Here is a 25,634-nt window from a genome sequence, read left to right as displayed (position 1 = left end):
CCGTCGCCGCTCGTCTCACACCCCGCGCACACCCCAAAGGCGCGTCTTCACGCCACGGCCCGGAGACCCAGGGACCGCGCGCCGAGCACCATGGCGGCCCTCAGGGCATTGCGCCGCGCCCCCATGGGTGTGAGCCACCATTGCTCGAAGAGCACCTTGCCCCAGTGCCAGACCTGCCCCGGCCGCCCCAGCCGAACCTGCGGGCTGGGCTCGGCGAAGAAGTTCCCAAAGGCCATTCCGGCGATCCCCCCGCCGGCCTCGAGCATACAGTACCCGTACCCGTCGAAGTCCGCCGGCCGTGCGCCGGTGAGCTCCGCGGCGATCCGGCGGGCCACGACTTCGCCCTGGGCGTGGGCGAAGACCCCGGCCTTCGGTAGCAATAACGGCACGTCGGCCTTCCAGCGTCCGGGGATGGGGATGGCCGTCACGTCGCCGACCGCGTAGACGTGCTCATGCCCCGTTCTGAGCGTTGCCCGATCGACCGGCACCCAGCCGGCGTCGTTTGTCAGGCCCGCTTCGCGCACGACCCGCGGACTGCGATGCGGCGGCACCGTTACCAACAGATCACACCCCGCGGGCTCGCGTCCCTCGAACTGCAGCCGCTTTGCGGGGCCGTCCACCGCCGTGACCTTGTGCAGCGGATGAAAGACCACACCCCGTGCACTGAGCATCTCTTGGACCGCCCCGCCCAGCGTCGGACCGGCGACCGGCATTGGCTGCGGCTCGGGCGTGTAGAGATGCACCTCGACTCGCCGGCCACGACCCCGGCGGTGAAAATAGTCGGCGATCAACATCGCCCCTTCGTACGGTGCGGCCGGGCACTTGTAGGGCATCCCACACACGGCGACCGCGACTCTGCCCTCTCCTTCGGGGAACGCCTGGAGGGCTTGCTGCAACCTCGCGGCGCCGCTTACGGTGTAGAAGGTATGCGCCGTCGGGTCCAGCCCCGGGACGGCGTCCGGCGCGTACTCGGCGCCCAGGGCCAGAATGAGGTAATCGTAACCGATGGGTTGGCCGGTCGTTTCGACACGGCGGTTGGCCAGGTCGATGTTCGAGACCTCGGCCCCGACGAGTTCGACCCCCGGGACTATGAGCGTGCGCAGGTCCCGGACGATCTGATCCTCGCGGCGCGCCCCAACCATTAACCACAGGAAGGACGGTGCGAACGCGTGACGGTGATCCTTTTCGATCAGCACAACGCGGTGCTGCCGCGGGAGCAGGTGCCGCAGCGTGTTCGCGGCCATCAGCCCTCCCACGCCGCCGCCGAGCACCGCGATCATCTTACCGGCCACGCCGAATCCCCCCCCTCATAGGGCGCCGTTGAAGCGCGCTTGGTGAGCGCTGACGGTATTGGCCGGCGGCCTTGCGGCACCGGCGACGTCAGGGCTGGCGCGGTCAAAAGATGACGACAGTCCGTGCCACCGCGCCGCGTTCGAGCGCGCCGTATGCCTCGTTAATCTCGTCAAACGGATACGTCCGCGTCAGCAATTCGTCGACCTTCAGCTTGCCCGCTTGGTAGAGATCGATGAGCATCAGGATGTCGGTGCGGGGACGGCTCGCCCCGTACAGCGATCCTGTCAGGGTGCGTTCCTCGAAGACAAGCGGCATCGTGGGCAGGGAGACCTCCGCGGTCATCGGCGTGACCCCGATGATAACCGCCGTTCCCCGCTTGGCCAGCGTGTCGTACGCCTGGCGCATGACGGCGGGGACGCCGATCGCTTCGAACGCGTAGTCCACGCCCCGCCCCCCCGTGAGCGCCCGGACCTGCTCCACCGGGTTTCCGGACGACGCGTTCACGGTATGCGTGGCGCCGAACCGCCGGGCGTGCTCCAGCTTGCCGTCCAGCAGGTCCACGGCGATGATCTGCCCCGCGCCCGCGAGCGCGGCCCCCTGGATGACGTTAAGGCCGACCCCGCCGGCGCCAAAGACGGCGACGCGGCTCCCCGGCCTGACCCGCGCCGCGTTGAACACCGCGCCCACCCCGCAGATCACCGCGCAGCCGAAGAGGGCGGCCCGGTCGAGGGGCAGGTCGTCGGGGATCTTGATCAGCGCCCGCTCGGGGATCACGGAGAACTCCGAGAAGCTCGACACGCCGCAGAAATGCTTGATCTCCCGATCTCCGAGCGCGAAGCGTGTGGTGCCGTCCAGGAGGCGCCCGGTCGTCCGGATCTCCGTGCCGGCTGAGCAGAGCGCCGGACGTCCCCCGGTGCAGTACTCGCACTCCCCGCAACTCAGCCGCCACATCGGAATGACGTGGTCTCCCGGCCGGACGGATCCAACGCCGGGCCCCACCTCCGCGACGATCCCCGCACCCTCGTGTCCAAGCACCGCCGGGAGCGGCGCGGGCAAATGACCGGTCATGACGTGCAGGTCGGTGTGACACACGCCCGCGGCCGCCATCCGGACGAGCACCTCTCCGGCCTGCGGAGGATCGACCTCAACGTCCCGAATTTCGAGCTTGGCACCGACCTCGAACAGCACCGCGGCCTTCGTCTTCATCAGGCACCACCACCCGCCAGTTCTCTCCGCGCCCTCCGATCTCCCTCAGAACACGACCACGGAGGTCGCCGGTGGAGGTGGCGGCGCGCAGGTTTCATGCGTCAGGCCGGAGTAGCCTCCGGGGGGGGTGGGACAGATGGCAGACGGTCGGACGGTGGGCTCGCAGAAGACGATGTCACGCCGCACGCTCCTGCGTGGGGCGGCGGCCGGCATCGGCCTGGCCGGCGCGGCGTTCGCCGGAGTCGGAAGACCGGGCGCGCGCGGGTTCGGGGTCCCGGCGGTCCGGGCGGCCGGCCCGGTCAAGGTCGGCCTGCTCGTCTCGTACTCCAAGGTCTACGGACAACTCGGTGAAGACATCACGGCCGGGATGACGCTGTACCTGGATAGCGTGGGGTGGACGGCCGGAGGCCGGCGGATCACGTGGATCCGCGAGGATGAGGAGATCGATCCTCAGGTCGGCGTCCGCAAGGCGCGCAAGCTCATCGAGGCCGACCGCGTGGACTTCCTCACCGGGATCGTCGCCACGCCCACCGCGTACGCGATCCGGGACATGGTGCACAGCAGCAAGACGATCCTCGTCGTGAGCAACGCCGGTGGCAATCTGTTGACGCGCGCGCGGCGGAGTCCGTACATCTTCCGAGTCTCGTTCACATCGTGGCAGGTGAGCGCGCCGTTCGGCAAATGGTTCTACGACAACGTCGCCCGGGCCGCGGTGCTGACCGCGGCGAACTACGGCTTCGGCACCGAGTCCCTCGCGGCGTTCAAGGAGACGTTCGTCCCGGCGGGCGGCCGGGTCGTCGGGGAGGTGCTCCCGCCGCTCAACAACACGGACTATGCGCCGTATATCGCGCAGGTGCAGAAACTCGGCGCGGAGGCGACCTACAATTTCTACAGCGGCAGCGATGCGGTGCGGTTTCTCCAGGCGGCGCAGCAGTACGGGTTGACCAAGACGAGCCGGACGACCGGGGCGGGGTTCATGGTGGAGCAAGACGTGCTCCCGGCCGAGGGCCCGGCGGCGCTCGGCATCTACAGCCCGCTCCATTGGGCGCTCACGCTGCAAAACCCCGAGAACCTCGCCTTCACCCGTGCGTACAAGGCGCGCTTCAAGCGCGATGCCAGCGTGTTCGCGATGCAGGGCTACGACGCGGCGCGCGTGATCGTCGAGGGACTCAACCGCACCGGCGGCACGACCGCGGACAAGGATCGGCTCATCGAGGCGATGGCCGGGGTCCGGTTCGCGAGCCCGCGGGGCCAGTTCGAGTTCGACCCGAACACGCACAACGTGATCCAGAACGTCTACGTCCGGCAGGTCCGGCAGGTCGGCCGGGACATCGCGAACGTCGCGTTCGTCAACCTCGGCCGGATCGCCGACCCGGGCAAGTAAGGGCCCGCCCGGTCCGATGGCGCACCGCGTGACGCCGGCGGCGGCACGCGTCCGGCCGCAGGACGCGGCCCCGTGACGTTCTACCTCCTGCAGGCGCTGAACGGGTGCGCCTACGGCATGCTGCTGTTTCTGCTGGCGGCAGGCCTCTCCTTGATTTTCGGACTCATGGAGGTCGTGAACCTCGCCCACGGCGGCTTCTACCTGCTCGGCGCGTACCTGGGCCTCTCGATCGTGCGGTGGACCGGCTCGTTCTGGCTCGCACTCGCGCTGGCACCGCTCCTGACCGCCGGCGCCGGGTTCCTGCTCGAGTGGCCCTTTCTACGCCCGCTGTACCGGCGCACGCGTCTCGATCAGATCCTGCTCACGTTTGGTTTCGCGTTCGTCCTCACCGACGTCACGCGCTGGCTGTGGGGGGCCGACGTTCAATCCCTGCCCGCGCCCCGCGGTCTGGATCAGTCGGTCGTCGTCCTGGGCACGCTGTTCCCGGTCTATCGTCTGTTCGTCATCGGCGCCGGCGCCGCGCTCGGCCTGGGCCTCTGGCTCGGCCTCGTCCGATCGCGCCTGGGCGCGATCGTTCGGGCCGGCGTGGCGAATCGGGAAATGACCCAGGCGCTCGGGATCGACATCGCGGCGGTGTTCACAGGCGTATTTGCCTTCGGCACCGGGCTGGCCGGACTGGCCGGCGTAGCGGCCGCCCCCATCCTGGGCGTATTCCCCGGCGTCGATTTCGAGACGCTCATCGTGACGCTCATCGTGGTCGTCGTCGGCGGACTGGGCACCTTCAGCGGCGCGTTCTGGGGCGCCCTGCTCATCGGCGAGGCCGAGACGTTTGGAAAGGTGCTCGTGCCCCAGGCCGCGCTCGTCGTCATCTACCTCGTGATGGCGGCGGTCCTGCTCGCACGACCCTCCGGCCTCTTTGGAGGACGGGCGCGATGACCCGCGCGCACGGCGCGCCCGCGTTCCTCCGCGGGCCCGGCCGGCGAATCGCATGGACCGTGATCGCGCTGGCGCTCGTGCTCTTGCCGTTGACGGGCTCGCGATTCGCCGCGACCACGGTGACCGAGATTCTCGTTTTTGCCACCTTCGCGATGAGCCTTGACCTGCTCGTCGGCTACACGGGGCTCGTGTCGCTGGGCCACGCCGCGTTCTTCGGCGTGGCGGCCTACACCGTCGCCCTCCTCAGCACGCACGGGATCGTCGCGCTGGCCGCGACGCTGCCGGCCGGGATTGTTGCCGGCACGGCCGCCGCCGCGATCATCGGCGTGTTCGCGTTGAGGGCCGCCGGCGTCTATTTCCTCATGCTCACGCTGGCGTTCGCGCAGATGGCCTTCGCCGTGGCCCACGAATGGGCCGGTGTGACCGGCGGGACCAACGGCCTGTCTGGCATTCCACGGCCGGCGGTGCCCGGCGTCGACCTCGGCGGCGTCGTGCCTTTCTACTACTTCGTCCTGCTGCTCGCGGGGCTGACGGCCGCCGCGCTGGGGCGGATCACGGCGTCTCCATTCGGCGCGGCGCTCGCCGGCGTGCGTGAGAATGAAGGCCGGATGCGCGCGATGGGATACGATACCTTCCGGCTCAAATTCGTCGCCTTCGTCATCGCAGGCTCGGCCGCGGCGCTGAGCGGCGCGCTGTATGCGTATTACAACGGCTTCGTCTCGCCGGATGTCTTGTACTGGACGACCTCTGGGCAGGTGCTCGTGATGGTGCTGCTCGGCGGTGCCGGCACGCTCGCCGGGCCCGCCGCCGGAGCCGCCGCGGTCCTGCTCCTGCAAAATCTGGCCAGTTCGTATACGGAGCGCTGGACGCTGATCCTCGGCGCCGCGTTCATTCTCGTCGTGCTGGCGGCACCGAGCGGTCTGGCCGGCCTGTTGACGCGGCTCGGCGCGTCGCTACGCTGGCTTCCTATCGCCGATCCGGGGGCCGGGACCCTCCCGCCGGCCTCATCGTCTGAAGGCACGGCGCCGTAGGGCCCGTGGACGCGATCCTCTCGATCGAGCATGTGACGCGCCGGTTCGGCGGTTTGGTAGCCCTTCGCGACGTATCGTGGTCCGTCACGGCCGGCGAGTGCCACGCGATCATCGGTCCCAACGGCGCCGGCAAGACAACGCTCTTCAACGTGGTGAGCGGCGAACTCACGCCGACGTCCGGCCGCGTGAACCTGCTCGGCCAGCCGGTCACCGGCCTCCAGACGCACGAGATCGCCCGGAGAGGCCTCACGCGCACGTTCCAGCGCAACAATCTGCTGTTCAGCCTGACCACGCTGGAGAACGTGCGCCTCGCCGTCCAGGCCCACACGGCCGCAACGCGGCGGCTGCTCACGCCTGTCCACCGGCTGCCGGACCTTGAGGAGCACGCTCGAGCGCTGCTCGATCGGATGGACCTTGCGGATCGCGCCGCGGTGCCGGCGCGCATCCTTTCGTATGGGGAGCAGCGGCAGCTCGAGGTGGCAATTGCGCTGGCCGGACGTCCGCGCGTCCTCCTCCTTGACGAGCCGACGTCGGGAATGTCGCCGGCGGAAACCACCCGCATGACGGCTCTGCTGGACCGCGTCGGACGCGGGCAGACGGTGGTCATCATCGAGCACGACATGGACGTTGTGTTCGCGCTCGCGGACCGGATCACGGTCCTGCACCTCGGCGAAGTGATCGCCTGCGGGACCCCCGAAACGGTGCGGGCCGATCCGCGGGTCCAGGAAGTCTATCTCGGGACCGGGGAGGGCCTCGACGTATGACACCCCCGGGCGGAGGCGCGTCAGGCATTCCGCCTGCGCCGCTCCTCGATCTCGAGGCGGTACACACGTACTACGGCGAGTCCCACGTGCTGCAAGGCGTGACCCTGCACGTGGAGGCCGGCCGCATAACGTGCCTCGTCGGCCGCAACGGCGCGGGAAAGACAACGACTGTGCGAACGGTAATGGGGTTCACTCCCCCGCGCGGCGGCCGGATCGCGTACGATGGCCGGCCGATCACCGGCACGCCACCGCACCGCGTGGCCCGGCTTGGAATCGCACTTGTGCCCCAGGGACGGGGCATCTTCGCCGACCTCACGGTGCGGCAGCACCTCACGCTCGCGGATCGCCCGGGCGGATGGTCCGTGGACAGGGCGTGTGCGCGGTTCCCGATCCTCCAGGAGCGGGGGCAACAGCCGGCCGGGCTGCTCTCGGGCGGCGAGCAGCAGATGCTCGCGATTGCGCGCGCGCTGGTGATGGGCCCGCGACTCGTCATTCTGGACGAACCGAGCGACGGCCTCGCGCCGCTGTTTGTCGCGAAGGTCCGGGATATTCTCCTGGACATGCGCACAGAGGGCCTGGGCGTGCTCCTCGTCGAGCAGAACCTCGCGCTCGCCCACGCCGTGGCCGACCGTCTGTACGTTCTCAACAAGGGACGCGTGGTGTTCGAAGGCACGCCCGCGGATCTCGACGGCGCGCCCGACGTGCGGGCGCGGTTCCTGGGTGTTTAAGGCCGCCGGCCTCTAAGGATCACGGGACTAGGACCAGCGGCGCTCGTCGACGAGGATGCGCTCCGCGCCGGCTAAAGCGCCCGGTGCCACGAACTCAACCTCGGACCGCAGACGCGTGGCGTCCTGAACCGAAGCCTGCACCCGTTGAGCGAGCGCGTCATCGGAACGTGCCGCTTCCAGCCGGGCGATGAGCTCGTCCACGTGGCCGCTGCGGCGTACGACGAACTGGTATCGCGCCACCTCCGGGTGGCCCGCCATCGCCGACTTGAGCGTGGAGGGATGGACAAACAGCCCCCGCACCTTGACCGCGTCACCGGTCCGCCCGAGGATGCCACGCAGGCGCGGCGCGGTCCGGCCGCAGCGGCAGGGACCGCCGGCATAGACGGACAGATCGCCGGTGGCCAGGCGCAGCAGCGGGTACGTCGGATCGAGCACCGTGATCACGACCTCGCCCGGGTCGCCGGCGCCCACCGGTGCCTGGGTCTCCGGATCGACGAGTTCCACGAGGCAGCGATCGCCGACGTGCAGCCCGTTCGTGCAGGGACATTCGTAGGCGATGATCCCCGCGTCGGCGGTGGCGTAGGCCTGCTGCGTGCGCACCCCGCGCGAGGCGAACCGCCGCCGTAGCGAGTCCGGCAGCGGCTCCGCGGAGACGAGCGCCACCTCCGGCGCAAGGGTGATGCCCAATTCGTCGGCCTTTCCCAACAACGTCGCGAAGAAACTCGGCGTGCCGGTGTATCCCGTGGCGCGCAGATGCGCCGCGGCGCGGCACTGGATCTCCGCATTGCCCGTGCCGCCCGGAATCACGACCGCGCCCAGCGCGAGCAGCCCGCCCTCCATGATGGAGCCGGCCGGCGTCAGATGGTAGGAGAAGGAGTTCAGGACCACGTCGCCCGCGCGGATCCCGGCCGCGTGCAAAGCCGGCGCGCAGGCCCAGGGGTCCGGCGCCGGGCCTTCCGGCTCGTAGATCGGTCCCGGCGAGGCGAAGAGTTTGCGCACCCGCTCCCGGGCCGCCCATCCGGCGAGCGGCGGGGCGTTCGCCTGGTGCGCCGGCAGGGCCTCCTTCCGGAGCAAGGGGACCTGGCGCAGCCGCTCGAGTGTGGGTGTTCCATCGAGGAGTCCCGCCTGCTGGGCCGCCTGCCGCGCGGCCGGCGCGGACGTCTCTGCGAGCACCTCGCCCAGCCGCCGGAGCTGGCGGGCCAGGCGGACATCGGACGGGTCGGCTTCGTCGGGCGAGTAGAGCGAATCCGCGCGCATCAGGAGAGCCATCGCTTGCGGCGCCGGTAGTGCTTCACCTCGCGGTAGCTGCGCCGCCGTCCCGCCCCGGAGAGGCCCAGATAGAACTCTTTGATGTCCTCGTTGTCCCTAAGGGACGCCGCCGTGCCGTCCAGGGCAATGCGGCCGTTCTCGAGCACGTAGCCGTACTCGACGATCTCGAGCGCGCGCGCCGCGTTCTGCTCCGCGAGCAGGATCGCCACGTGCTCCTCGCGGTTGAGCCGGAGGATGATGTCGAAAATTTCCGCGACGAGCAGCGGCGCAAGGCCCATCGACGGCTCGTCCAGCAGCATAAGGCGCGGCCGCGCCATGAGCGCGCGGCCGATCGCCAGCATCTGCTGCTCCCCGCCGGAAGTATAGCCGGCCCGCACGCGGCGCCGCTCCGCAAGGCGCGGGAAGTAGCGGTAGACGGTCTCGAGATCTCGGCGCACGCCCGCCGCGTCACGACGGACGTAGGCGCCGGTCAGCAGGTTTTCCTCGACGGTCAGGTGTTCGAACGGCCGGCGGCCCTCCATCACCTGCACCACACCGCGCCGCACGATGTCCGCCGGATCGCACGTGTCGAGGCGGCCGCCGGCAAACTCGATGGTGCCGCGCGTCACCGCCCCGCGTTCCACGCGGACGAGATTCGAGATCGCCTTCAGGGTCGTGCTCTTACCGGCGCCGTTGGCCCCGAGGAGGGCGACGATGCCCCCCTCGGGGACCGCGATCGAGACGCCCTTGAGCACGAGGATCACACGGTCGTAAACGACCTCGATGTTGTTGACGTCGAGGAGCGGCGCGGCGGACACGTCGAGCGTGGGACCCGCCTACCGCTTCTGCTGGCGGTAGTCGGCCGCCGACTTCGCGATCTGCGCCCGCACCAGATCGCTGTACGGCTGCCAGAGCCCCGGAATGCGCACCCACGCCTTGCCGTCCCACCGCTGGAAGTACGCGCTCGAGACGCCGCCGTGATCGTCCGGCGTGGTCTGAACCGGCGGGATCAGCCCCGTGAGCCCGAGTTGGTGCAGCCGGGTCTCGGTGAAGTTCAGGTGCTCCAGTCCCCAGCGGACCTTCTCGCCGGTGACGGGCAGGCCGAACTGTTTGATCCCGTTGTGGACGGCTTCCGCGAAGATCGCGGCTTCGATCACGCCGCGGTTGTAGTACACGGTGCCGACGCGCGCCTCGTCGATGTTGCCCTTGCCGTCCTTGTAGACGGTCGCGAGGATGGTCTGGATCACCGGGAAGTTCCGCCCGACGCCGGTGAAGTTCGAAGTGACGTACCCCTTGGACAGGTCGGCGGCCGGCCGGACGTCTTCCTCGGATCCGCACCACCACACGCCCATGAACTTCTCGATCGGGAACGCGACCTGGCGCATCGCCGTGAACGGCACGGTGCACGACTGGCCGAAGTTCCACTGGATGACGTAGTCCGCGCGGAACCGCCGGGCTATGTCGACCCACGCCGGCGTCTGCTCGAGCCCCGGCGCGGGCAGCGGGAAGTTCCGGAACTCGAAGCCGAACTTCGTCGCGAGGTCCTGGAACATCGGGATCGGCTCCCGTCCGTATGGGATGTCGAGGTGGAGGAGAGCGATCCGCTTGCCTTTGAGGTTGCTCTCGCCGCCGACGGATGCGGCAATGTACCGGATGAAACTGGACGCCTGGCTCCAGTAGTTGCCGAGCACCGGGAAGATCCACGGGAAGGTCTTGCCGTCGGTGGCGTCCGACCGTCCGTAGCCGAGCGTGATCATCGGGACCTTGTCCTTGATCGTCCGGTCGACGAGCGCGTACGTGATCCCGGTGCTCGCGGGCCAGACGGCCACCATGTCCTTCTTCGTGCGCTCGTAGCACTCGACGCCGCGGGCGGTGTCGTAGGCGTCTTCGCACTCGCTCCACTGAATCTTCAATCCGTCGAGCCCGCCCTTGGAGTTCAACAGCGCAAAGTAATCCTCGCGCCCGCCGGCGAAGCCGCTGCCCCCTGCCGCGTACGGACCGGTCCGGTAGATCGGCATCGGAACGTTGAGCACGCCGCCCGATGAGGCACCCGGCGCCGGTCCGGACGCCATGAGCAGGGCCAGCATGGCCGCGAGACTTGCCATTGCGGAGACATTCCACAGACGACGCGTCCTCATCGAGATCCCTCCCTGCCCGCCGACTTCGCGGCGGGCCATCATGAAATTTAGGCCGGACCGAATTCCCGACCGGCAAGCATGCGATGAGAGCGAGATGTCGTGCCCGAGCACCATACGGCCTGCGGCGTCAGTACGGGAACGGCCACAGCCGCAGGTAGTCCTTGATCGTCTTCCACAGCCGTGCGAGCCCGAGCGGTTCGAGCACGAGAAACAAGATGATCGCCGTGCCGAAGATTACGTCTTCGACGCTCGAGATGAGACCGCTCAGCGCCGGCCCGCCGCTCAGGGCGCCGATCCGGTGGACGGTGACGCTGACCAGGATGGGCAGCAGCGTGACGAAGCCGGCGCCGAGGAACGAGCCGACGACGCTGCCCATGCCGCCGATAATGACCATGCCGAGGATCCGCACCGACCCGACCAGGTCGAACTCTTCGATGTTGGCGGAGCCGTACCAGCAGAACACCACCAGCGCGCCCGCCACGCCGGCGTAGAAGGCGCTGACGACGAACGCCAGCACCTTGTAGGGTAGGAGGCGAATGCCGATGATCTGCGCGGCGATATCCCGGTCGCGGATCGCCATCCACGCGCGGCCAATCCGGCTGCGCGCGAGGTTCATCCCGAACGTCGTGAGCAGGGCGACGGTGGCGAGCGCCAGATAATACTGTCTGAGCGCCGTGTCGAGCACGAGGCTGCCCACGCGGACCGCCGGGGTGTTGATCGTGGCGAACACGCCGCCGCTGATCCACCGTACGTGCTGGATCGTCCACGTGATGAGAAACTGCGCGGCGAGCGTGGCCACCGCGAGGTAGAATCCCTTGATCCGCAGCGACGGCGTGCCGGCGACGGCGCCGGTGGCCGCGGCGACGAGGCCCGCCCCGAGGAGCGCGAGCGGCAGCGGCACCGCGTATCGGCCGTAGAGAATCACGCCGGTATAGGCGCCCACCGCCATGAACGCGGACTGCCCGAGCGACAACTGGCCGGCGTAGCCGGTCAGGAAGTTCAAGCCGAGGGCGGCGAGCGAGAAGACGAGAAACGGAATCAGGATGCCGCGCAGCCAGTACGTGCCGAGCAGCGGCGGCAGGAGCACCGCGGCTAGGACGAGCGCCGCCGTGCCGAGACGGTCCGCCCGCAGCGGAAACAGCACGGTGTCCTTGGCGTAGGATGTCCGGTAGACTCCGCACTCCCGGTAGAGCATGCCGTCCCCCCGCTAGACGCGCTCGATGACCGGACGCCCGAACAGTCCGTATGGCCGCACCATCAGAAAGACGAGAGCCACGAGATAGGGGAAGATCTCCTGCACGCCGCCCCCGACCAGGGGCCCGATGAAGCCTTCCGCCAGGCTCTCCGTCGCGCCGACGATCAGACCGCCGACGATCGCGCCCGGGATGCTGTCGATACCGCCAATGATGAGCACCGGCAGCGCCTTGAAGGCAATCAGGGAGACGGCGAACCCGACGCCGATGCGGTTCCCCCACAGGATTCCCGCGGCGATGGCGACGAGCCCGGAGAGCGTCCACGCGACCACCCACACCTGGCGCAGGGCGATGCCGACCGACATGGCCGCTTCGTGGTCGTCGGCGACGGCGCGCAGGCCCAGCCCGAGCTTGGTCCGCTGAAAGAACCAGATGAGCGCGGCGACGATGACCGTCACCGCGCCGGCAGCGAACAGGTCCACGCGATTGACGAGAATGCCGGCGGCCTGGATCGGCTCCGCGGCGATCCCGAGCGAGAGCCGCCGCGGCTCGGTGCCCCAGAGGGCCTGCGCGAGGCCCCCGAGCGCGAACGTGACGCCGAGCGTGGACATGGCGAGCGCCAGCGGCGGCCGGCCCGCGAGCGGCCGGAGCGCGAACCGCTCGACCGCGATCGCGAGCGCCACCATCAACGCTACGACGAAGAGGAGGCTGAGCGGCCAGCCGAGACGCGGCAGGACGCTCACCAGCGCGAGGGCGGCGAAGAACGTCATCGCACCCTGGGCGAAGTTGAACACGTCCGACGCCTTGTAGATGAGGACGAATCCCAGCGCGACCATGGCGTAGAGCACGCCGACGAGCAGGCCGCTCACGAGCAGTTCGAGGCCGTAGCTCAGATCCGCCGGCACGGCTAGGTCGCTGTCCCGTCCCGCCCCGCGAAGACGGGGTCGAGGGTGTGGATCCGCAGCGAGCGCGAGACCTCCGCCTCGCGGCCGTCGTCGTAGCGGACGGCCGCGCGCACCGCGATCTCCGCCGCGGCGGGGTCGTACAGGGCCTCGATGATCGGCGCGTACTTCTCCGCGACGAACCGCCGGCGTACTTTGCGGGTGCGGGTGATCTCGGCGTCGTCCGGATCCAGCTCCTTATGGAGGACGACAAAGCGCCGCACGCGGAGCGCGGGCGCCAGCAGCGCGTTGACGCGCCGGATCTCGTCCGCGACGAGGTCCGAGACGCGGGGGTTCTGGGCGAGGTCGGTGTACCCCGAGTAGGTCACCCGACGCCGCTGGGCCCAGTTGCCGACGACCTCGGGGTCGATGTTGATCATCGCGGCGACGTAAGGCCGCGCGTGTCCAACCGCCACCGCTTCTTTAATGTAGGGACTGAACTTCAACTTGTTCTCGACGTACTGCGGCGCGAACACCGTGCCGTCCTCGAGGTGCGAGACATCCTTGGCCCGGTCGAGGATCACGAGGTGGCCGTCCGGATCGAGCAGGCCCGCGTCGCCGGTCCTGAGCCAGCCGTCGCGCAGCGCCTCGGCCGTCGCCGCGGGGTCATGAAAGTACCCGGAGAACAGGCCCGGGGAGGCGATGAGGATTTCCCCGCGTTCGTCGATGCGGAGCTGCACGCCGGGAATCGGCGGGCCCACCGTGTCCGGCTTGACCTGGTCGCCGGGCTGGACGGTCGCCGGCGTGCTGCATTCAGTCATCCCGTAGAGCTGCGTGAGATTCACCCCGATGCCCCGGAAGAACTCGAGCACCTCCGGGGCGATGGGCGCGCCGCCGGTGATGGCCACTCGAATGCGGCGCAGGCCGAGTTGATCGCGGAGGGCCGCGAACACGAGCGGCTCGCCGACGGCGCGGCGCACCCAGTCGGCCGCCGTGGGGCTGCCGCCCTGCAGGGTCCGGCGGGCCGCCAGCATCGCCGCGGCGACGAGCCGGCGGGTGACTCCGCGCTTGAGCCAGTCGGCGTCCTCGATCTTGACCTGGCACTGGGCCAGCAGGCTCTCCCAGATACGCGGGGGCGCAAACGTCACAGTCGGGCCGATCTCACGGAAGTCCGCGCGGACGGTCTCCGCGCTCTCCGGGCAGTTGACTGCTGCGCCGCTCAGCAGCCCGACAACCACCGAGAAGAACGTGTCGCCGACCCAGGCCATCGGCAGGTACGCCAGCATCTCGTCGGCGGGTCCGACCGGAACCACCTGGAGGAAGCTCCGGCCGGTGGCGATGAGCGCCCGGTGCGAGAGCATCACGCCCTTGGACGCCCCGGTGGTCCCGGACGTGTAGCTGATCAGCGCGACGTCTTCGGGGCCGATGCCTTCGACGAGCGCGCGAAACGCCGAGAGGCCGCCGCCGTCGCCCTCTCGGCCGAGGGCGAGGACGCCGTCGAGACTCCGGAGGCCCGGTTCGGCATAGTGGCGCAGGCCTTTCGGATCTTCGTAGAGCACGTGCTCGACGGCCTGGAGCTGCCCGCGCACTGCCAGGATCTTGTCGACCTGTTCCTGGTCTTCAGCCACGACGATCCGCGCGCCGGCATGCGCGATCGCGTATTGGAGCTCGCCAGCCGTCGCATCCTGGTAGACTGGGACAGGCATCCCGCCCAGCGCCTGCGCGGCGAGCAGCGCCCAGTAGAGTTCCGGCCGGTTGTCCCCGACGAGGGCGAGCCGGTCCCCGCGCCCGAAGCCGAGCCGCGCGAGCCCCTTCGCGAGCGCGTGGACGCACTCGAGAGTCTGCGCCCACGTGTAGGATTGCCAGATCCCGTACTCCTTCTCACGCATGGCGACCCGCGTGCCGCGAGTTTCCGCTTGGGCAAGGAGTACCGCGGGCAGCGTGGCGGCCGTCATCTCACGGCGCCGGCCGCAGGCGCCACCGGCGCCTCCCCGAGGTAGGCGCGCAGCACGTCGGTGTTGGTGCGGATCTGATCCGGCGCGCCTTCGGCGATCTTCCGGCCGTGGTCCAGCACGACGACGCGGTGCGAGATGTCCATCACCACGCCCATGTCGTGCTCGATCAACACGATCGCCGGCGTCCACTCGTCGCTGATGTCGAGAATGAATCGGACCATGTCCTCTTTCTCTTCGCGGTTCATCCCGGTCATCGGCTCGTCCAGCAGCAGGACGGTCGGCCCAGCCGCGAGCGCCCGTCCGAGGTCCACGCGCTTGCGCAGGCCGTATGGCAGCGTCCCCGCGGGTGATCTCCGGATGTGCGAGATCTCGAGAAAGTCGATGATGCGCTCGGCGGTTTCGCGGTGCCGGAGCTCCTCCCGCTCGCCCCACCCCCAGTAGATGCCGGAGGCCAGGATGCCGGCGCGCATGTGGATGTGCCGTCCTACCAGGATGTTCTCGAGGACGGTCATCCCGCCGAACAGCAAGACGTTTTGGAACGTCCGGGCGACGCCGCGGCGGGCGACCTCATCGGGAGACCTGCCGGTGATCTCGCGGCCGTCGAGGAAGACCCGGCCCGCCGCCGGACGGTAGACCCCGCTGATCGTGTTGATCAGCGTCGTCTTCCCGGCGCCGTTCGGACCGATGAGGGCGAGGATCTCGCCGCCGCGAACGTCGACAGTGACTCCCGAGAGGGCCGTCACGCCGCCGAATCGGACGAGCACGTCCTCCGCTCGAAGCCTCGGACCGCGGTCCCCGCTGAGCATCATGGCTCCGGGTGAAGTGTGTCGCACCGCGTTCGCCGGACCAAGGAGGGACTCCTGCGCTGGGCGCAACTCGTTGCAAGATCGCACGACCGCCCGCCTGTTTCCAGGGTCGCCGCGATGAAGCCCACAAAGCCTTGCAAATTAGGGCCGGGCGCCGGTTCTTGCCGTTGGGGAGTGCACCGGAGTGCGTGGCTGGGGGAGGAGGATTCGAACCCCCGCTAACGGGTCCAGAGCCCGTCGTCCTACCGCTAGACGATCCCCCAGCGCGACCGTAGCAAATTATACCACGCGTGCCCCCGCGGCCGGCGGCGCCGCTAGGTCTCCGCGGTAGTCGGGTCGATCATCGTCGCGACCGCGGACACCCGGTTCGCGGGGAAACCGCCCTGGCGGGCATGCTCGCGAACCATCTCCTCGTTCGGCGCGATGTACACGCAGTAGATCTTGTCGTCGGTCACATAGCTCTGGACCCACTGTATCTGCGGGCCCATCTTGCCGAGCACGCCGCACGACTTTTGTGAGATGCCGCGCAGTTCGGCGGGGGACAGCTTCCCGGCGTTCGGAATCTCGCGCTCGATCACATACTTCGGCATATGACCCTCCTCGGGCGATTTGGTACGTGCGCGGACGGCAGGTCGCACAGGACTGGTTCGACTTTTTCGACGCCGGTTACTGCGCTCCACCTCCGCACGCCGCGGTCTCATCGGCGAGCCGCATCGCGCGCTCGAGACGGGCGAGAACGCGGTCCTTACCGAGCACCTCGATGAGCTCGAAGAGCCCCGGCCCGACCGTCTTCCCGGTGAGCGCCACGCGCAGCGGATGGATCACGTCTTTGCTCTCGACTCCCAGCGCCGCCGCGGTGTCACGGACCGCCTGCTCGATCCCGCCGAGGTTGAAGGGCGCCACTCGGGCCAGCGCGTCGCGCAGGCGGCCGAGCATCGCGACCGTCGCGGCGCCGTGGAATTGCTTGCGCACGGCCTGCGGATCGTAGGCAACTTCCTCCGTGAAGAAGAAATCGCCGTAGGTCAGCAGGTCCTTCGGCAGCCGGAGCCGCTCCCCCATGATCTCGACGACCCGGGCGACGTACGCCCGCCGCTCCGGCCCGCCTGCCCCCGACGGGGACGCCTCTGGCTCACGCCGTAGGCCCAGGCCGTCGAACAGGCCGGCCTGCCGGAGCGCGTCGACGACCAGATCCACGACGCGCTCGGGGGTGCGCCGCAGCGCCTGGTGGAGGTACACGCCGTTCATCCAGGTCAGTTTTTGGGCGTCGAACACGGCCCCACTCTTGCCGACGTCCTCGATGCGGAACCTCGCGATCATCTCCTCGACGCTGAAGATCTCGCGGCCGTCTTCGGGGTACCAGCCCATGAGGGCGAAGAAGTTCACCAGCGCCTCGGGCAGGTAGCCCTGTGCCTTGTACTCGCGCACCGCCGTGTCGCCGTGGCGTTTGCTCAGCTTTTTGCGGTCGACGCCTAGGAGCGACGGGAAGTGCGCGACCCGCGGCTGGTCCCACCCGAACGCCTCGTACATGAGGAACTGGCGCGGGGTGTTGGAGAGATGCTCGGCGCCGCGCGTGATGTGCGTGATACGCATCGCGTGGTCGTCGACAACGTTGGCGAAGTTGTAGAGCGGCGTGCCGTCCGAGCGCTGGATGATGAAGTCGTCGAGGTCTTCGGCGGCAAACTCGACACGGCCCAGCACGAGGTCGTCCACGAGGAGCGGCCCGTGCAGGGACGGGACGCGAAAGCGCAGCGTCGCCCGGCGTCCCGCCGCCTCCATCTCCGCGCGCCCGGCGGCGGTCAGTTCACGGCAGCGCCCCGAATACCGGTACGGACGGCGCTCCGCGGCCGCCCGGCGGCGCTCCGCCTCCAACTCCTCCGGTAGGCAGTAGCACGGATAGGCCGCCCCCAGGACGACGAGAGTGCCGGCGTGCTCCCGATACAGCTCCGCGCGCTCGGTCTGCCGGTAGGGCCCGACCGGGCCGCCGACATCGGGACCCTCGTCCCAGGTGATTCCGAGCCACCGCAAATCCTCGAGGATCGCGGCCTCGAAGGCTTCCGTCGAGCGGCTGCGGTCCGTGTCCTCGATGCGGAGCACAAACTGCCCGCCCTCGTGGCGGGTGAACAGCCAGGTGAAAAACGCCATCCAGGCGCCGCCGACGTGCAGGTAACCGGTCGGGCTGGGGGCATACCGGGTGCGGACGGCCATGACTCAAAGGTAGCAAAGCCGCGATACCGGCGCAAACGCAGCGGCGCGGGGCCGGTGGGGGCTAGGTGAAGAGCGTGCTGACCGACTCGTTCCGGTGGATGCTGCGCATCGCCTGGGCAAGCAGCGGCGCGGCGGAGAGCACGCGCAGCCGTGGCACCCGCCCATCGATGGCGAGCGGGATGCTGTTCGTCACCGCCACTTCCCGGACGTCCGGCCGCGCGAGCGCCCCCGTCACGCCCTCCACGAACACCGGGTGGGTCGCGCACACGTAGGCCTCCGGCCGGGCCCCGGCGGCGACGAGCGCATCGAGGGCCGAGCGAATCGTGCCGCCGGTGGTAATCATCCGGTCGATCAGGATCGGCACGCAGTCCTCCACGTCGCCTACGACCTGCACGACCTGCTTCACGTCCGACACGCGGCGCTGGAACACAACGGCGAGCGGCAGGTGCAGCCGCTCCGCGAGCCGGTGCGCGCTCTTGACCGCGCCGTCGTCCGGCGCCACCACGATGCCCCGCGCCAGATCGTGCTCCCGGAGGTACTCGGCGAAGAGCGGCAGCCCCCGCAGGTGGTCGACCGGAATGCTGAAGAAGCCTTCGATCTGGTCGGCGTCGAGGTCGAGCGCGAGCACGCGGTGCACGCCGGCGGCCTGCAGCAGATCCGCCACAAGGCGCCCGGTGATCGGCTCGCGCGGACCGTGCTTCTTGTCCTGCCGCGCGTACCCGTAGTACGGGATGACCGCGGTGATCCGTCCGGCCGACGCGCGCCGCAGCGCATCGACCATCACCAGCAGCTCCATCAGGTTTTCGTTGACCGGCGGACACGTCGGCTGGATGACGAACGCGTCCGCGCCGCGGACGCTCTCCTCGAAACGGGCGTAGATCTCCCCGTCTTCGAACCGGCGCACGGTCACGCGGCCCAGGGGAAACCCGAGCTCGGCGGCGATCTCTTCGCCGAGGGCCCGGTTGGCCGTGCCGCAGAACACCTTCATCTCGCGCTCGGCGGCGGGTGTCCATCCAGGCGCGCGACGCGAGAGCGGTGAGCCGGCCTCAGCGGGCTTGTACCAGGAAGCGAATCGCGGTCCGCTCTTCCCCGTCAATCTCCACCTTCGTGAACGCCGGGATGGCGATGAGATCGATGCCGTTCGGCGCGACGAAGCCCCGGGTGATGGCGATGGCCTTGACGGCTTGGTTGACCGCGCCGGCGCCCACCGCCTGGAGTTCCACAGCGCCGCGCTCGCGCAGCACGGCCGCGAGCGCGCCGGCGACGGCCTTGGGCTTCGAGTCGGCGGAGACTCTGAGGACTTCCCCCATCGCGCGTCCTGCCCTCCAGGCCTGCCGCGGCCGGTTGGCCGGACGACCCCATTTCCATCACCCGCGACACAACTCCTGCCCCGTCTCGTGCGGGACCTCCGGCCGCGGGTGTGCTAGTGTTAGCGCCTCCGTCCGCCGCTCGCTCCCCGCGCCCGCTGGGCAACGGTCAACGCCATGAAGTGCGGGATGCTCAGCTGCCGGCCGAGGCGCCGCGGCTCGCGCGCCAGCCGGTAGAGCCATTCGAGGCCGAGCGTCTGCATCGCGCGCGGCGCCCGGTGCGCATGGCCGGCCCAGACATCGAGCGAACCGCCGATGCCCATCGCCACCGGCACGCCAAGCGCCGGGAGGTGCCGCGCCAGCCACCGTTCCTGCCGCGGCATGCCGAGCCCGGCCAGCAGGAGTGCGGGCCCGGTCGTCCGGATCGTCTCGACGACGCGCGCCTCCTGCTCCCGGCCGAAGTAGCCGTGCCCGCAGCCGACGATCCACAGGCCCGGGTACCGCTCCCGGAGCCGCGCGGCCGCCTGCTCCGCGGTGCCCGGGCGCCCGCCGAGGAGATACACCGCCCAGCGGCGCCGCGCGGCCTCGGCCAGCAGCCGTTCTGCCAGCTCGATGCCGGGGACCCGCGCCGGGAGGGGCCGGCCGAGGTACCGCGAGGCCCAGACGACGCCGACGCCGTCGGCGACGACGAGGGCGGCCCCGGCGAGCACGGCGGCAAGATCGGCGGCCCGCCGCGCCGTCATGACAATCTCGGTGTTGGCCGTCACCGCGAGCGCCGGCGCTCCGTCTGCCACGAGGGACGCGACGCGCGCGACGGCGCCGTCGAGATCCACGGGGTCGAACCCGACGCCGAGAATGTCGATCCGGCGGGCCGAGGGGGCAGGCGCACCGGCCCGCGAGCCCGGCGCGGACTCGGTCATTCCAGTAACTCGAGGGCGAGCGCCGGGCTCAGCGCTGCGCGCTCGCGCAGCGCCGCCGCGACGCGCCGGAGGCGGTCGCGGCGGGCGGGCCGGTCCGCCGCCACCTCGGCGATCCTCGCCCCGAGCGCGCTGGGGTCCAGTCCCGCCGCTTGGAGGGGGGCGTCCTCCTGCAGTTCCGCGGCCAGCGCCGCCACTTTACGGTTGTAGGCCACGGGTACGATCGGCACACCCTGGAGGGCCGCAAAGATTAGGGCGTGCAGGCGCATCCCGACAAGGAGATCCAGCGTCCCGATCGCGGCCAGCATCTCTTGCGGTCTAAAGGCGTCCCGCACCACCACCGCACCGTCGAGCCGCGCGGCCACGACCTCCGCCGCCCGGACGTCCTCCGGCCGGTGCATCGGCAGCAGGATCCAGTGCGCGCCGAGCCGCGTCCCGGCCTCGCGGGCCGCAGCGGCAATCGCCTCGAGCACGCGTCCATCACCCCACGGCCGCACCGCCAGCCCGAACCGGAGGCCCTCCCCCCAACGGACGCACTCCCGCTCGACGGCCGGCGTCGGCTCCGGATCGAGCAGAAACGACGGATCGGCGCCGACGACGACGCGGGGCCGGCGCAGCCCCGACGCCGAGAGGACCTGTGCGGAGGCAGCGTCGCGGACCGTGATGAGATCCACTCCCTCCAGGACGCGCCGGATGCCGGCCCGCACCCACGGCCGTCGGGCGGGTTCGAACCCCTGCGCGTAGACCGCCGTCCTCCGGCACCATCGCCGGGCCGCCGCGAGCACGGTGAGATAGTACCAGGGGCTGCGCCAGCTCGTCGCGTCCTGAAAGAGGCTGCCGCCGCCGGAGAGGAACAGGTCGCAGCCGCGGAGCGCCGCCGCGATCGCGCCCGGGCGGGCGCGCGGCACGCCGGTCACCCCGTGCGCGCGGGCCGTGGCCTCGGGGGATGCCGACAGCACCAGGATGTCGAGGCCCGGCCGGCGCCGCCGCAGCTCCGCGACGGTCGCCGCGAGCACCGCCTCATCGCCCAGGTTGTCGAAGCCGTAGTAACCCGAGAGGACGAGCCGGGGCACCCAGGCCTACGTAATTTCCGGCACGCGGATCGCCCCGTGACGGCGGGCCGCGGGCTCGGCGTCTGGGGCCGCGGTCTCCGACGCCGGCACCGTGAGCCGCCACCACCGCCGGCTCCACAGCAGCACCCCGACCAGGACCGCGCCGATCAGCGAGCCGATGATCAGTGCAGAGACGGTCCGCTCGACGGTGTAGACGAGCGGCGTGTGGATGTGCGCAAAGGAGTCGATGAGCCCTGTCTGTCCGACGGCGCCCACCATCGCGGCGGGCAGCACCCAGCGCCGGGCGCCGAGCAGCGCCAGGGCGACGGCGAGCATCATCGCCGGGTGGCCGACCAGAAATTCCTTCGTCCGCGGACGCGCCACCAAGACCCGCTCGAGAACGGTGCGGGCCTTGATCTCGAGACCGCCGAGCGCCGGCAGGCCGGTGTTGCCGGTCCGGCCGAGCGCGAACAGCGCGGCGCCGCCGATGAGGATGAGCAGGATGCCGTACTCGAGCCGCAGCGGTTGCCGGAGCCACTCCCGTACCCGCGGCCATACCCCCTCGGGTCCGGCCTGCGCCGCCGCGACCGCCAGCCCGATGATCACGATCGGCACCACGATCGCGGCCTTGACGCCGAGGAACAACCGGATCTCCATCATGAAGGCCCATTCGCTCAGCAGCGCGCCCACCATCAACCCGCCCAACGCGGAGGCGGCGGAGACGGCCCACAGTTGCGCCACGCTCCGCGCGACCACACCGGCCCCGCCCGCCCGGACGGCCGGCCAAGTCTCGCGCCGCGCGCCCGGGACGAACCAAAGCATCGCCAGGACCGGGAACGCCAGCGCCGCCAGGAGCGCCAGCACTTCTCGCCACAGCGTGACGTGGTGGACCGCCATCGCTCCGAGCGTGATCGCCAACCCGGCGGCGACGCCGCCGTACAGCCATTGCGGCCGAACTTCGTACCCGAGCGCGGCGCCGGTTTCGGCGGCGGCCAGGGCCGCCGCGGCCAGAGCGCCGAGCGCCGCCAGGACGAACCACGGCGCCGGCGTGCCGAGGGAGGGCAGCGGCACCGCCTTGCCCATCTTGTAACCGCTGCGCGTCAACTCGTCGGCGATCGAGCCCACGTAGTCCAGGTTCGCCTGGATCGGATCCACGCCCGCCGACGTGGTGAGGAAGGGCCGGACATAGAGGATACGAACGTTTCGCTCGTGGGCCGCCAGCACGTACTTGTCGCGCGCCTGCTGCGGCGTGAGCGACGCCAGTTCTTGGGGCGTCAGGCTGAACACGCGGATGACGCGGGGCGCCGCCAGTACCGCGAGCTGCCCCTCGCCCTTTTGCCGCCGGCTCGACGAGAACGCCTCGATCTGCCCGAAGGCAAACCCGTGCGCCTTGATGGCGGCCGCCACATCGGGAACGAGGGCATCGTAGCCGAGGACCTGATCACGATCGAAGATCAGGGTGAAAGCCTGCCCGAACCGGACGAGCGACGCGAAGAGCGCGTCGAGCCCGCCCGGCGCGACTTCCCGAACGTTCCGCACGCGGACCTCCGCCGCGAGATGCGCCCGCCGCGCCGAGGCGACTTCGGCCGGCACCATCTCGAGCGAGAGATCCTCCAGGTCGCGGCCGCGGCCGGCGATTTCGAGCAGACCCGGACCGGCGAACGTCGCCGCCCCCGGGCCCCGCTGCAGCGCGATCCCGGCGCGGACCACGTCGAGGATCGGCGCCGTCCCCTGCACGTACGTGCTGTTCGCGTGCAGGCGGCCGGTGCGCGCCAGGGTCCCGAGCGGCCCGGTCAGGGTCTGCGCGCGCGCCTGATCGACCGCGTCGCTGCCGGCGGTGTAGGTGACAAGGCCGGCGTCCGCGAGCCGGCGCAGCGAGGCCGCGTATACGGTGACGCTGCGCACGCCCCGGCGGTACAGATCCGCGTACAGCGCGTCCCGGTCCACGCCCCGCAGCTCAGCAAGCGTCGCCCAATCGTCCCCATCCACGGTGATCTCGACGGTCCGATACGATCGCTCGACCGCGGCCCGCCCCGCGAGGAGCACACCCGATGCCGCGAGACCCGCCGCGACGCACGCGACGAGGACCGGCACCCGCCGCCAGACCTGCCGCCACATCGTCATCAGGGCGCCTGCCCCGCCGGCCCGCGGCCCGTCTCGGCCTGTAGCAGCACGACGCCGTTCCCGATCGCCACCCTCGTGAGCCGCAGATCGAACGGCAGACGGCCGACGTCGAGGACGGGGTTGATCGATGACGCCAGCCGGGTCACGACATCCGGCGGAACCGGCAGACCGCCCATCACCGTCACGCGGTCGACGACCAGATCGACATGCACGGCGTCGCGCACGACCAGATGCCCGGCGACCACCGCCGGAATGTCGGTTCCCAACACCGTGACCCTCCCGTCGAGGATCATCGTCCCCGGACTTAACCGCACCGTGACCGCCTTGACGGCGGGCTGGGCGCGCACGAGCCTCGCCAGATCATCCGCGGTGACCATGACGCGGGCGATGCCGGAGCCGATCGAGCGCACGGCGAGCACCCGGCGGCCGTAGAGGAGGCCCGGATCCACGTCGACCCGGGTCAGGATCGCATCGAACGCGGCGACGTCCAACTGCCCCACGCGGAGCGATCGCGCGGCCACGGACAGCACGCCGATATCCCCCCACCACAGCGCCGGCGCCGGCCATGACTTGACGGTCACCGTGATGTCGCCTGTGCCGAACGACCGGCCGAGCGCCACGCGGATCGCGGCGCCCGCCATCGAGGGGGCCGCGAGGTTCGCGGCGAGGGCCGCGGCGAGCACCGCGACGAGGCCGGACCACAGCACCCCAAGCCGGCGCCGCGTCTCGTCGGCGGGGTGTCGCACGGCAGCCGCCCTCCTGGCCGACACGCTCATGACGCCGGGGGGGCCGGCCGGACCTCGGCCGCGCCTGCCCCGCGCGAGTCGGGCGTCTCGGGAGACCGGCCGCGGCGCAGATACGCGTGGATGAAGGGATCGATCGCGCCGTCGAGCACGCCCTGCGTGTTGCCGACCTCGAGGCCGGTGCGGTGGTCCTTGACCAGGGTGTACGGCTGGAGCACGTACGAGCGGATCTGGTTGCCCCACGCGGCGTCCCGGTGCTCGCCGCGGATCGCGGAAATCTTCTCGAGGTGCTCCTTCTGCTGGGCTTCGAACAGCCGCGCCTGCAGCAGCTTCATCGCGGTGAGCTTGTTGGCGTGCTGCGACCGCTCGTTCTGGCACTGCACGACAATTCCGGTCGGCAGGTGCGTGATTCGCACCGCCGTCTCGACCTTGTTGACGTTCTGGCCGCCCGCCCCGCCCGAACGGTAGGTATCGATCCGCAATTCGTCGTCGCGAACCGTCACCTCTTCGGGCTCGACCTCCGGAATGACGTCGACGAGGGCGAACGACGTATGCCGGCGGTGCGCGGCGTCGAACGGAGAAATCCGCACGAGCCGGTGCACCCCCCGCTCCCCGCGCAAATAGCCGTAGGCGCTCGGCGCCGCGATGATGACGGTGGCGCTCTTCACCCCCGCCTCTTCGCCCGGGGACATGTCGACGACATCGGTCCGGTACCCGTGGGTTTCCGCCCACCGCAGGTACATGCGCAGGAGGATTTCCGCCCAATCCTGGGCCTCGGTCCCGCCGGCCCCCGCGTGAACCGACAGGATGGCGTTGCTGCCGTCATGCTCGCCCGACAGCAGCGTCGCCAGTTCGACGCGGTCAAGGGCCTCGCCGACCACGCGGCTCTCCCGCTCGACGTCCGCCAGCACGCTGTCGTCCGCGCCGGCGAGGGTCACGAGCTCGGCGAGGTCGGCAATCTCCCGGTCCAGGCGGCTGAGGTCGTCCAGTTGCTCTCGCAGGCGCGCGACCTGCTGGGACACGCGCCGCGCGTTCTCCGGCGCGTCCCAGAAACCGGGACGCTGCATCTGTCGCTCGAGCTCGATCAGGCGGGTCTGCTGGTGCGGAAGGTCAAAGATGCCTCCCGATGCCGTCCAGGCGTTCGCGGTAGGTCGCCAATGAGCGTTTGAGTTCGTCAGGCGTCACGGACCCCATTATAACATCCCACAGTGCGTCGGGCAGCCGGTTCACCACGACCCGACGAGAAACCCGAGGACCGCACTCCCGGCCCCGTGCGCGAGGGCGAGCGCCGGCACCTGCGCCCATCGCGCGCGGATGACTCCGAATGCGGCGCCGGCGGCGAGCTCCCATAGGACGGCCTCGGGGCCGCGCGCGGCGGCGGCCGCGGCCCCGAGGACCGCGCTCCAGGCCACGGCCCAGGCCGGGCCGCGCCACGCCGTCGCGGCCGCGAACACCACGCCACGCAGCCACCACTCGAACCCGAGCCCCACGATCACGACCTGGGCGACGGTACCCGGCCACCACCCGCCCGGGGGCGGCGTCACCGCCATCGCGCCCCCGTGCGCGGTGAACGCCTGCGCCGCGATCCCGACGATGAGCGCAACCGCCCCGAACGCCGCGGCCGCCGCCGGCACGAAGCCCGGGCCGAACCCGACGTCCGCCGGCCTGCGCCCGCGGCTCAATACCGCGGCCGCGACCAGCGCCGCGAGCGCCGGCAGCGGAA

At 70.4% G+C, this 25,634-nt stretch carries 24 protein-coding genes and 1 tRNA gene; 5 read left to right on the top strand and 20 right to left on the bottom strand.

The window, feature by feature from the left end:
• Positions 1-47: 47 nt before the first annotated feature.
• Both VGZ23_18725 and VGZ23_18720 read right to left on the bottom strand, forming a co-directional pair.
• Positions 48-1,292, bottom strand: coding sequence for an FAD/NAD(P)-binding oxidoreductase (locus VGZ23_18725; protein ID HEV2359629.1), 1,245 nt, complete (start codon positions 1,290-1,292; stop codon positions 48-50).
• Positions 1,293-1,395: 103 nt separating this feature from the next.
• Positions 1,396-2,499, bottom strand: coding sequence for a Zn-dependent alcohol dehydrogenase (locus VGZ23_18720; protein ID HEV2359628.1), 1,104 nt, complete (start codon positions 2,497-2,499; stop codon positions 1,396-1,398).
• Positions 2,500-2,635: 136 nt separating this feature from the next.
• On the opposite strand from VGZ23_18720, the gene VGZ23_18715 reads away from it, so the two are divergent.
• The 5 genes from VGZ23_18715 to VGZ23_18695 all read left to right on the top strand — a co-directional run bounded on the left by VGZ23_18715 (position 2,636) and on the right by VGZ23_18695 (position 7,342).
• Positions 2,636-3,883, top strand: coding sequence for an ABC transporter substrate-binding protein (locus VGZ23_18715; protein HEV2359627.1), 1,248 nt, complete (start codon positions 2,636-2,638; stop codon positions 3,881-3,883).
• Positions 3,884-3,955: 72 nt separating this feature from the next.
• Positions 3,956-4,819: a branched-chain amino acid ABC transporter permease gene (locus VGZ23_18710; protein HEV2359626.1), complete on the top strand. Its 864-nt coding sequence runs from the start codon at positions 3,956-3,958 to the stop codon at positions 4,817-4,819.
• Positions 4,816-5,850, top strand: a complete 1,035-nt coding sequence (locus VGZ23_18705) for a branched-chain amino acid ABC transporter permease (GenBank protein ID HEV2359625.1) — start codon at positions 4,816-4,818, stop codon at positions 5,848-5,850. The genes VGZ23_18710 and VGZ23_18705 overlap by 4 nt, the downstream gene beginning before the upstream one ends.
• Positions 5,851-5,855: 5 nt before the next feature.
• Positions 5,856-6,614 carry an ABC transporter ATP-binding protein gene (locus VGZ23_18700; protein HEV2359624.1) on the top strand — a complete coding sequence of 253 codons (759 nt, stop codon included), beginning with the start codon at positions 5,856-5,858 and terminating at the stop codon, positions 6,612-6,614.
• On the top strand, positions 6,611-7,342 hold the full coding sequence (locus VGZ23_18695; protein HEV2359623.1) for an ABC transporter ATP-binding protein: 732 nt from the start codon (positions 6,611-6,613) through the stop codon (positions 7,340-7,342). The genes VGZ23_18700 and VGZ23_18695 overlap by 4 nt, the downstream gene beginning before the upstream one ends.
• A gap of 27 nt (positions 7,343-7,369) precedes the next feature.
• Here VGZ23_18695 and VGZ23_18690 read toward each other — a convergent pair whose 3' ends face one another.
• From VGZ23_18690 to VGZ23_18605, 18 genes are all read right to left on the bottom strand, one after another.
• On the bottom strand, positions 7,370-8,599 hold the full coding sequence (locus VGZ23_18690) for an AMP-binding protein (protein HEV2359622.1): 1,230 nt from the start codon (positions 8,597-8,599) through the stop codon (positions 7,370-7,372).
• Positions 8,599-9,408, bottom strand: coding sequence for an ABC transporter ATP-binding protein (locus VGZ23_18685; GenBank protein HEV2359621.1), 810 nt, complete (start codon positions 9,406-9,408; stop codon positions 8,599-8,601). Before VGZ23_18685 ends, VGZ23_18690 begins: the two co-directional genes overlap by 1 nt.
• Before the next feature lie 18 nt (positions 9,409-9,426).
• On the bottom strand, positions 9,427-10,728 hold the full coding sequence (locus VGZ23_18680) for an ABC transporter substrate-binding protein (GenBank protein ID HEV2359620.1): 1,302 nt from the start codon (positions 10,726-10,728) through the stop codon (positions 9,427-9,429).
• A 127-nt stretch (positions 10,729-10,855) separates the two neighbouring features.
• The gene (locus tag VGZ23_18675; GenBank protein ID HEV2359619.1) at positions 10,856-11,923 is read right to left on the bottom strand and encodes a branched-chain amino acid ABC transporter permease; all 1,068 of its coding nucleotides are present in this window, start codon (positions 11,921-11,923) and stop codon (positions 10,856-10,858) included.
• Between the two features lie 12 nt (positions 11,924-11,935).
• The gene (locus VGZ23_18670) at positions 11,936-12,814 is read right to left on the bottom strand and encodes a branched-chain amino acid ABC transporter permease (GenBank protein ID HEV2359618.1); all 879 of its coding nucleotides are present in this window, start codon (positions 12,812-12,814) and stop codon (positions 11,936-11,938) included.
• A 14-nt stretch (positions 12,815-12,828) separates the two neighbouring features.
• Positions 12,829-14,757, bottom strand: coding sequence for an AMP-binding protein (locus VGZ23_18665; protein HEV2359617.1), 1,929 nt, complete (start codon positions 14,755-14,757; stop codon positions 12,829-12,831).
• The gene (locus VGZ23_18660) at positions 14,754-15,521 is read right to left on the bottom strand and encodes an ABC transporter ATP-binding protein (GenBank protein HEV2359616.1); all 768 of its coding nucleotides are present in this window, start codon (positions 15,519-15,521) and stop codon (positions 14,754-14,756) included. The genes VGZ23_18665 and VGZ23_18660 overlap by 4 nt, the downstream gene beginning before the upstream one ends.
• A gap of 231 nt (positions 15,522-15,752) precedes the next feature.
• Positions 15,753-15,826 (bottom strand) — tRNA-Gln (locus tag VGZ23_18655).
• A gap of 51 nt (positions 15,827-15,877) precedes the next feature.
• On the bottom strand, positions 15,878-16,153 hold the full coding sequence (locus VGZ23_18650; GenBank protein HEV2359615.1) for a DUF4242 domain-containing protein: 276 nt from the start codon (positions 16,151-16,153) through the stop codon (positions 15,878-15,880).
• A 76-nt stretch (positions 16,154-16,229) separates the two neighbouring features.
• Positions 16,230-17,768, bottom strand: coding sequence for a glutamate--tRNA ligase (gene gltX / locus VGZ23_18645; protein ID HEV2359614.1), 1,539 nt, complete (start codon positions 17,766-17,768; stop codon positions 16,230-16,232).
• Between the two features lie 61 nt (positions 17,769-17,829).
• Complete coding sequence (locus VGZ23_18640; GenBank protein ID HEV2359613.1) at positions 17,830-18,756, bottom strand: ribose-phosphate pyrophosphokinase; 927 nt, start codon at positions 18,754-18,756, stop codon at positions 17,830-17,832.
• Between the two features lie 58 nt (positions 18,757-18,814).
• The gene (locus VGZ23_18635) at positions 18,815-19,078 is read right to left on the bottom strand and encodes a stage V sporulation protein S (GenBank protein HEV2359612.1); all 264 of its coding nucleotides are present in this window, start codon (positions 19,076-19,078) and stop codon (positions 18,815-18,817) included.
• A 119-nt stretch (positions 19,079-19,197) separates the two neighbouring features.
• Positions 19,198-19,995 carry a WecB/TagA/CpsF family glycosyltransferase gene (locus VGZ23_18630; protein ID HEV2359611.1) on the bottom strand — a complete coding sequence of 266 codons (798 nt, stop codon included), beginning with the start codon at positions 19,993-19,995 and terminating at the stop codon, positions 19,198-19,200.
• Entirely contained in the window at positions 19,992-21,065 is a 1,074-nt protein-coding gene (gene csaB / locus VGZ23_18625; protein HEV2359610.1) for a polysaccharide pyruvyl transferase CsaB, read from the bottom strand. The genes VGZ23_18630 and csaB overlap by 4 nt, the downstream gene beginning before the upstream one ends.
• Before the next feature lie 6 nt (positions 21,066-21,071).
• Positions 21,072-23,168: a DUF5693 family protein gene (locus VGZ23_18620; GenBank protein ID HEV2359609.1), complete on the bottom strand. Its 2,097-nt coding sequence runs from the start codon at positions 23,166-23,168 to the stop codon at positions 21,072-21,074.
• Entirely contained in the window at positions 23,168-23,914 is a 747-nt protein-coding gene (locus VGZ23_18615) for a DUF2993 domain-containing protein (GenBank protein ID HEV2359608.1), read from the bottom strand. Before VGZ23_18615 ends, VGZ23_18620 begins: the two co-directional genes overlap by 1 nt.
• Before the next feature lie 26 nt (positions 23,915-23,940).
• Positions 23,941-25,105 (bottom strand): peptide chain release factor 2 gene (gene prfB, locus VGZ23_18610; protein ID HEV2359607.1). Its coding sequence is split into 2 segments (ribosomal slippage): positions 23,941-25,023 and positions 25,025-25,105, totalling 1,164 coding nucleotides; the frame shifts between segments, so codons are not numbered across the junction.
• A gap of 32 nt (positions 25,106-25,137) precedes the next feature.
• Positions 25,138-25,634, bottom strand: a 497-nt coding sequence (locus tag VGZ23_18605; protein HEV2359606.1) for a CPBP family glutamic-type intramembrane protease, incomplete at its 5' end; no start/stop codon positions are given.

The sequence above is a fragment of the bacterium genome (assembly GCA_035945995.1).
Lineage (GTDB): Bacteria > Sysuimicrobiota > Sysuimicrobiia > Sysuimicrobiales > Segetimicrobiaceae > DASSJF01.
This window is presented reverse-complemented; position numbering and strand designations above follow the sequence as displayed.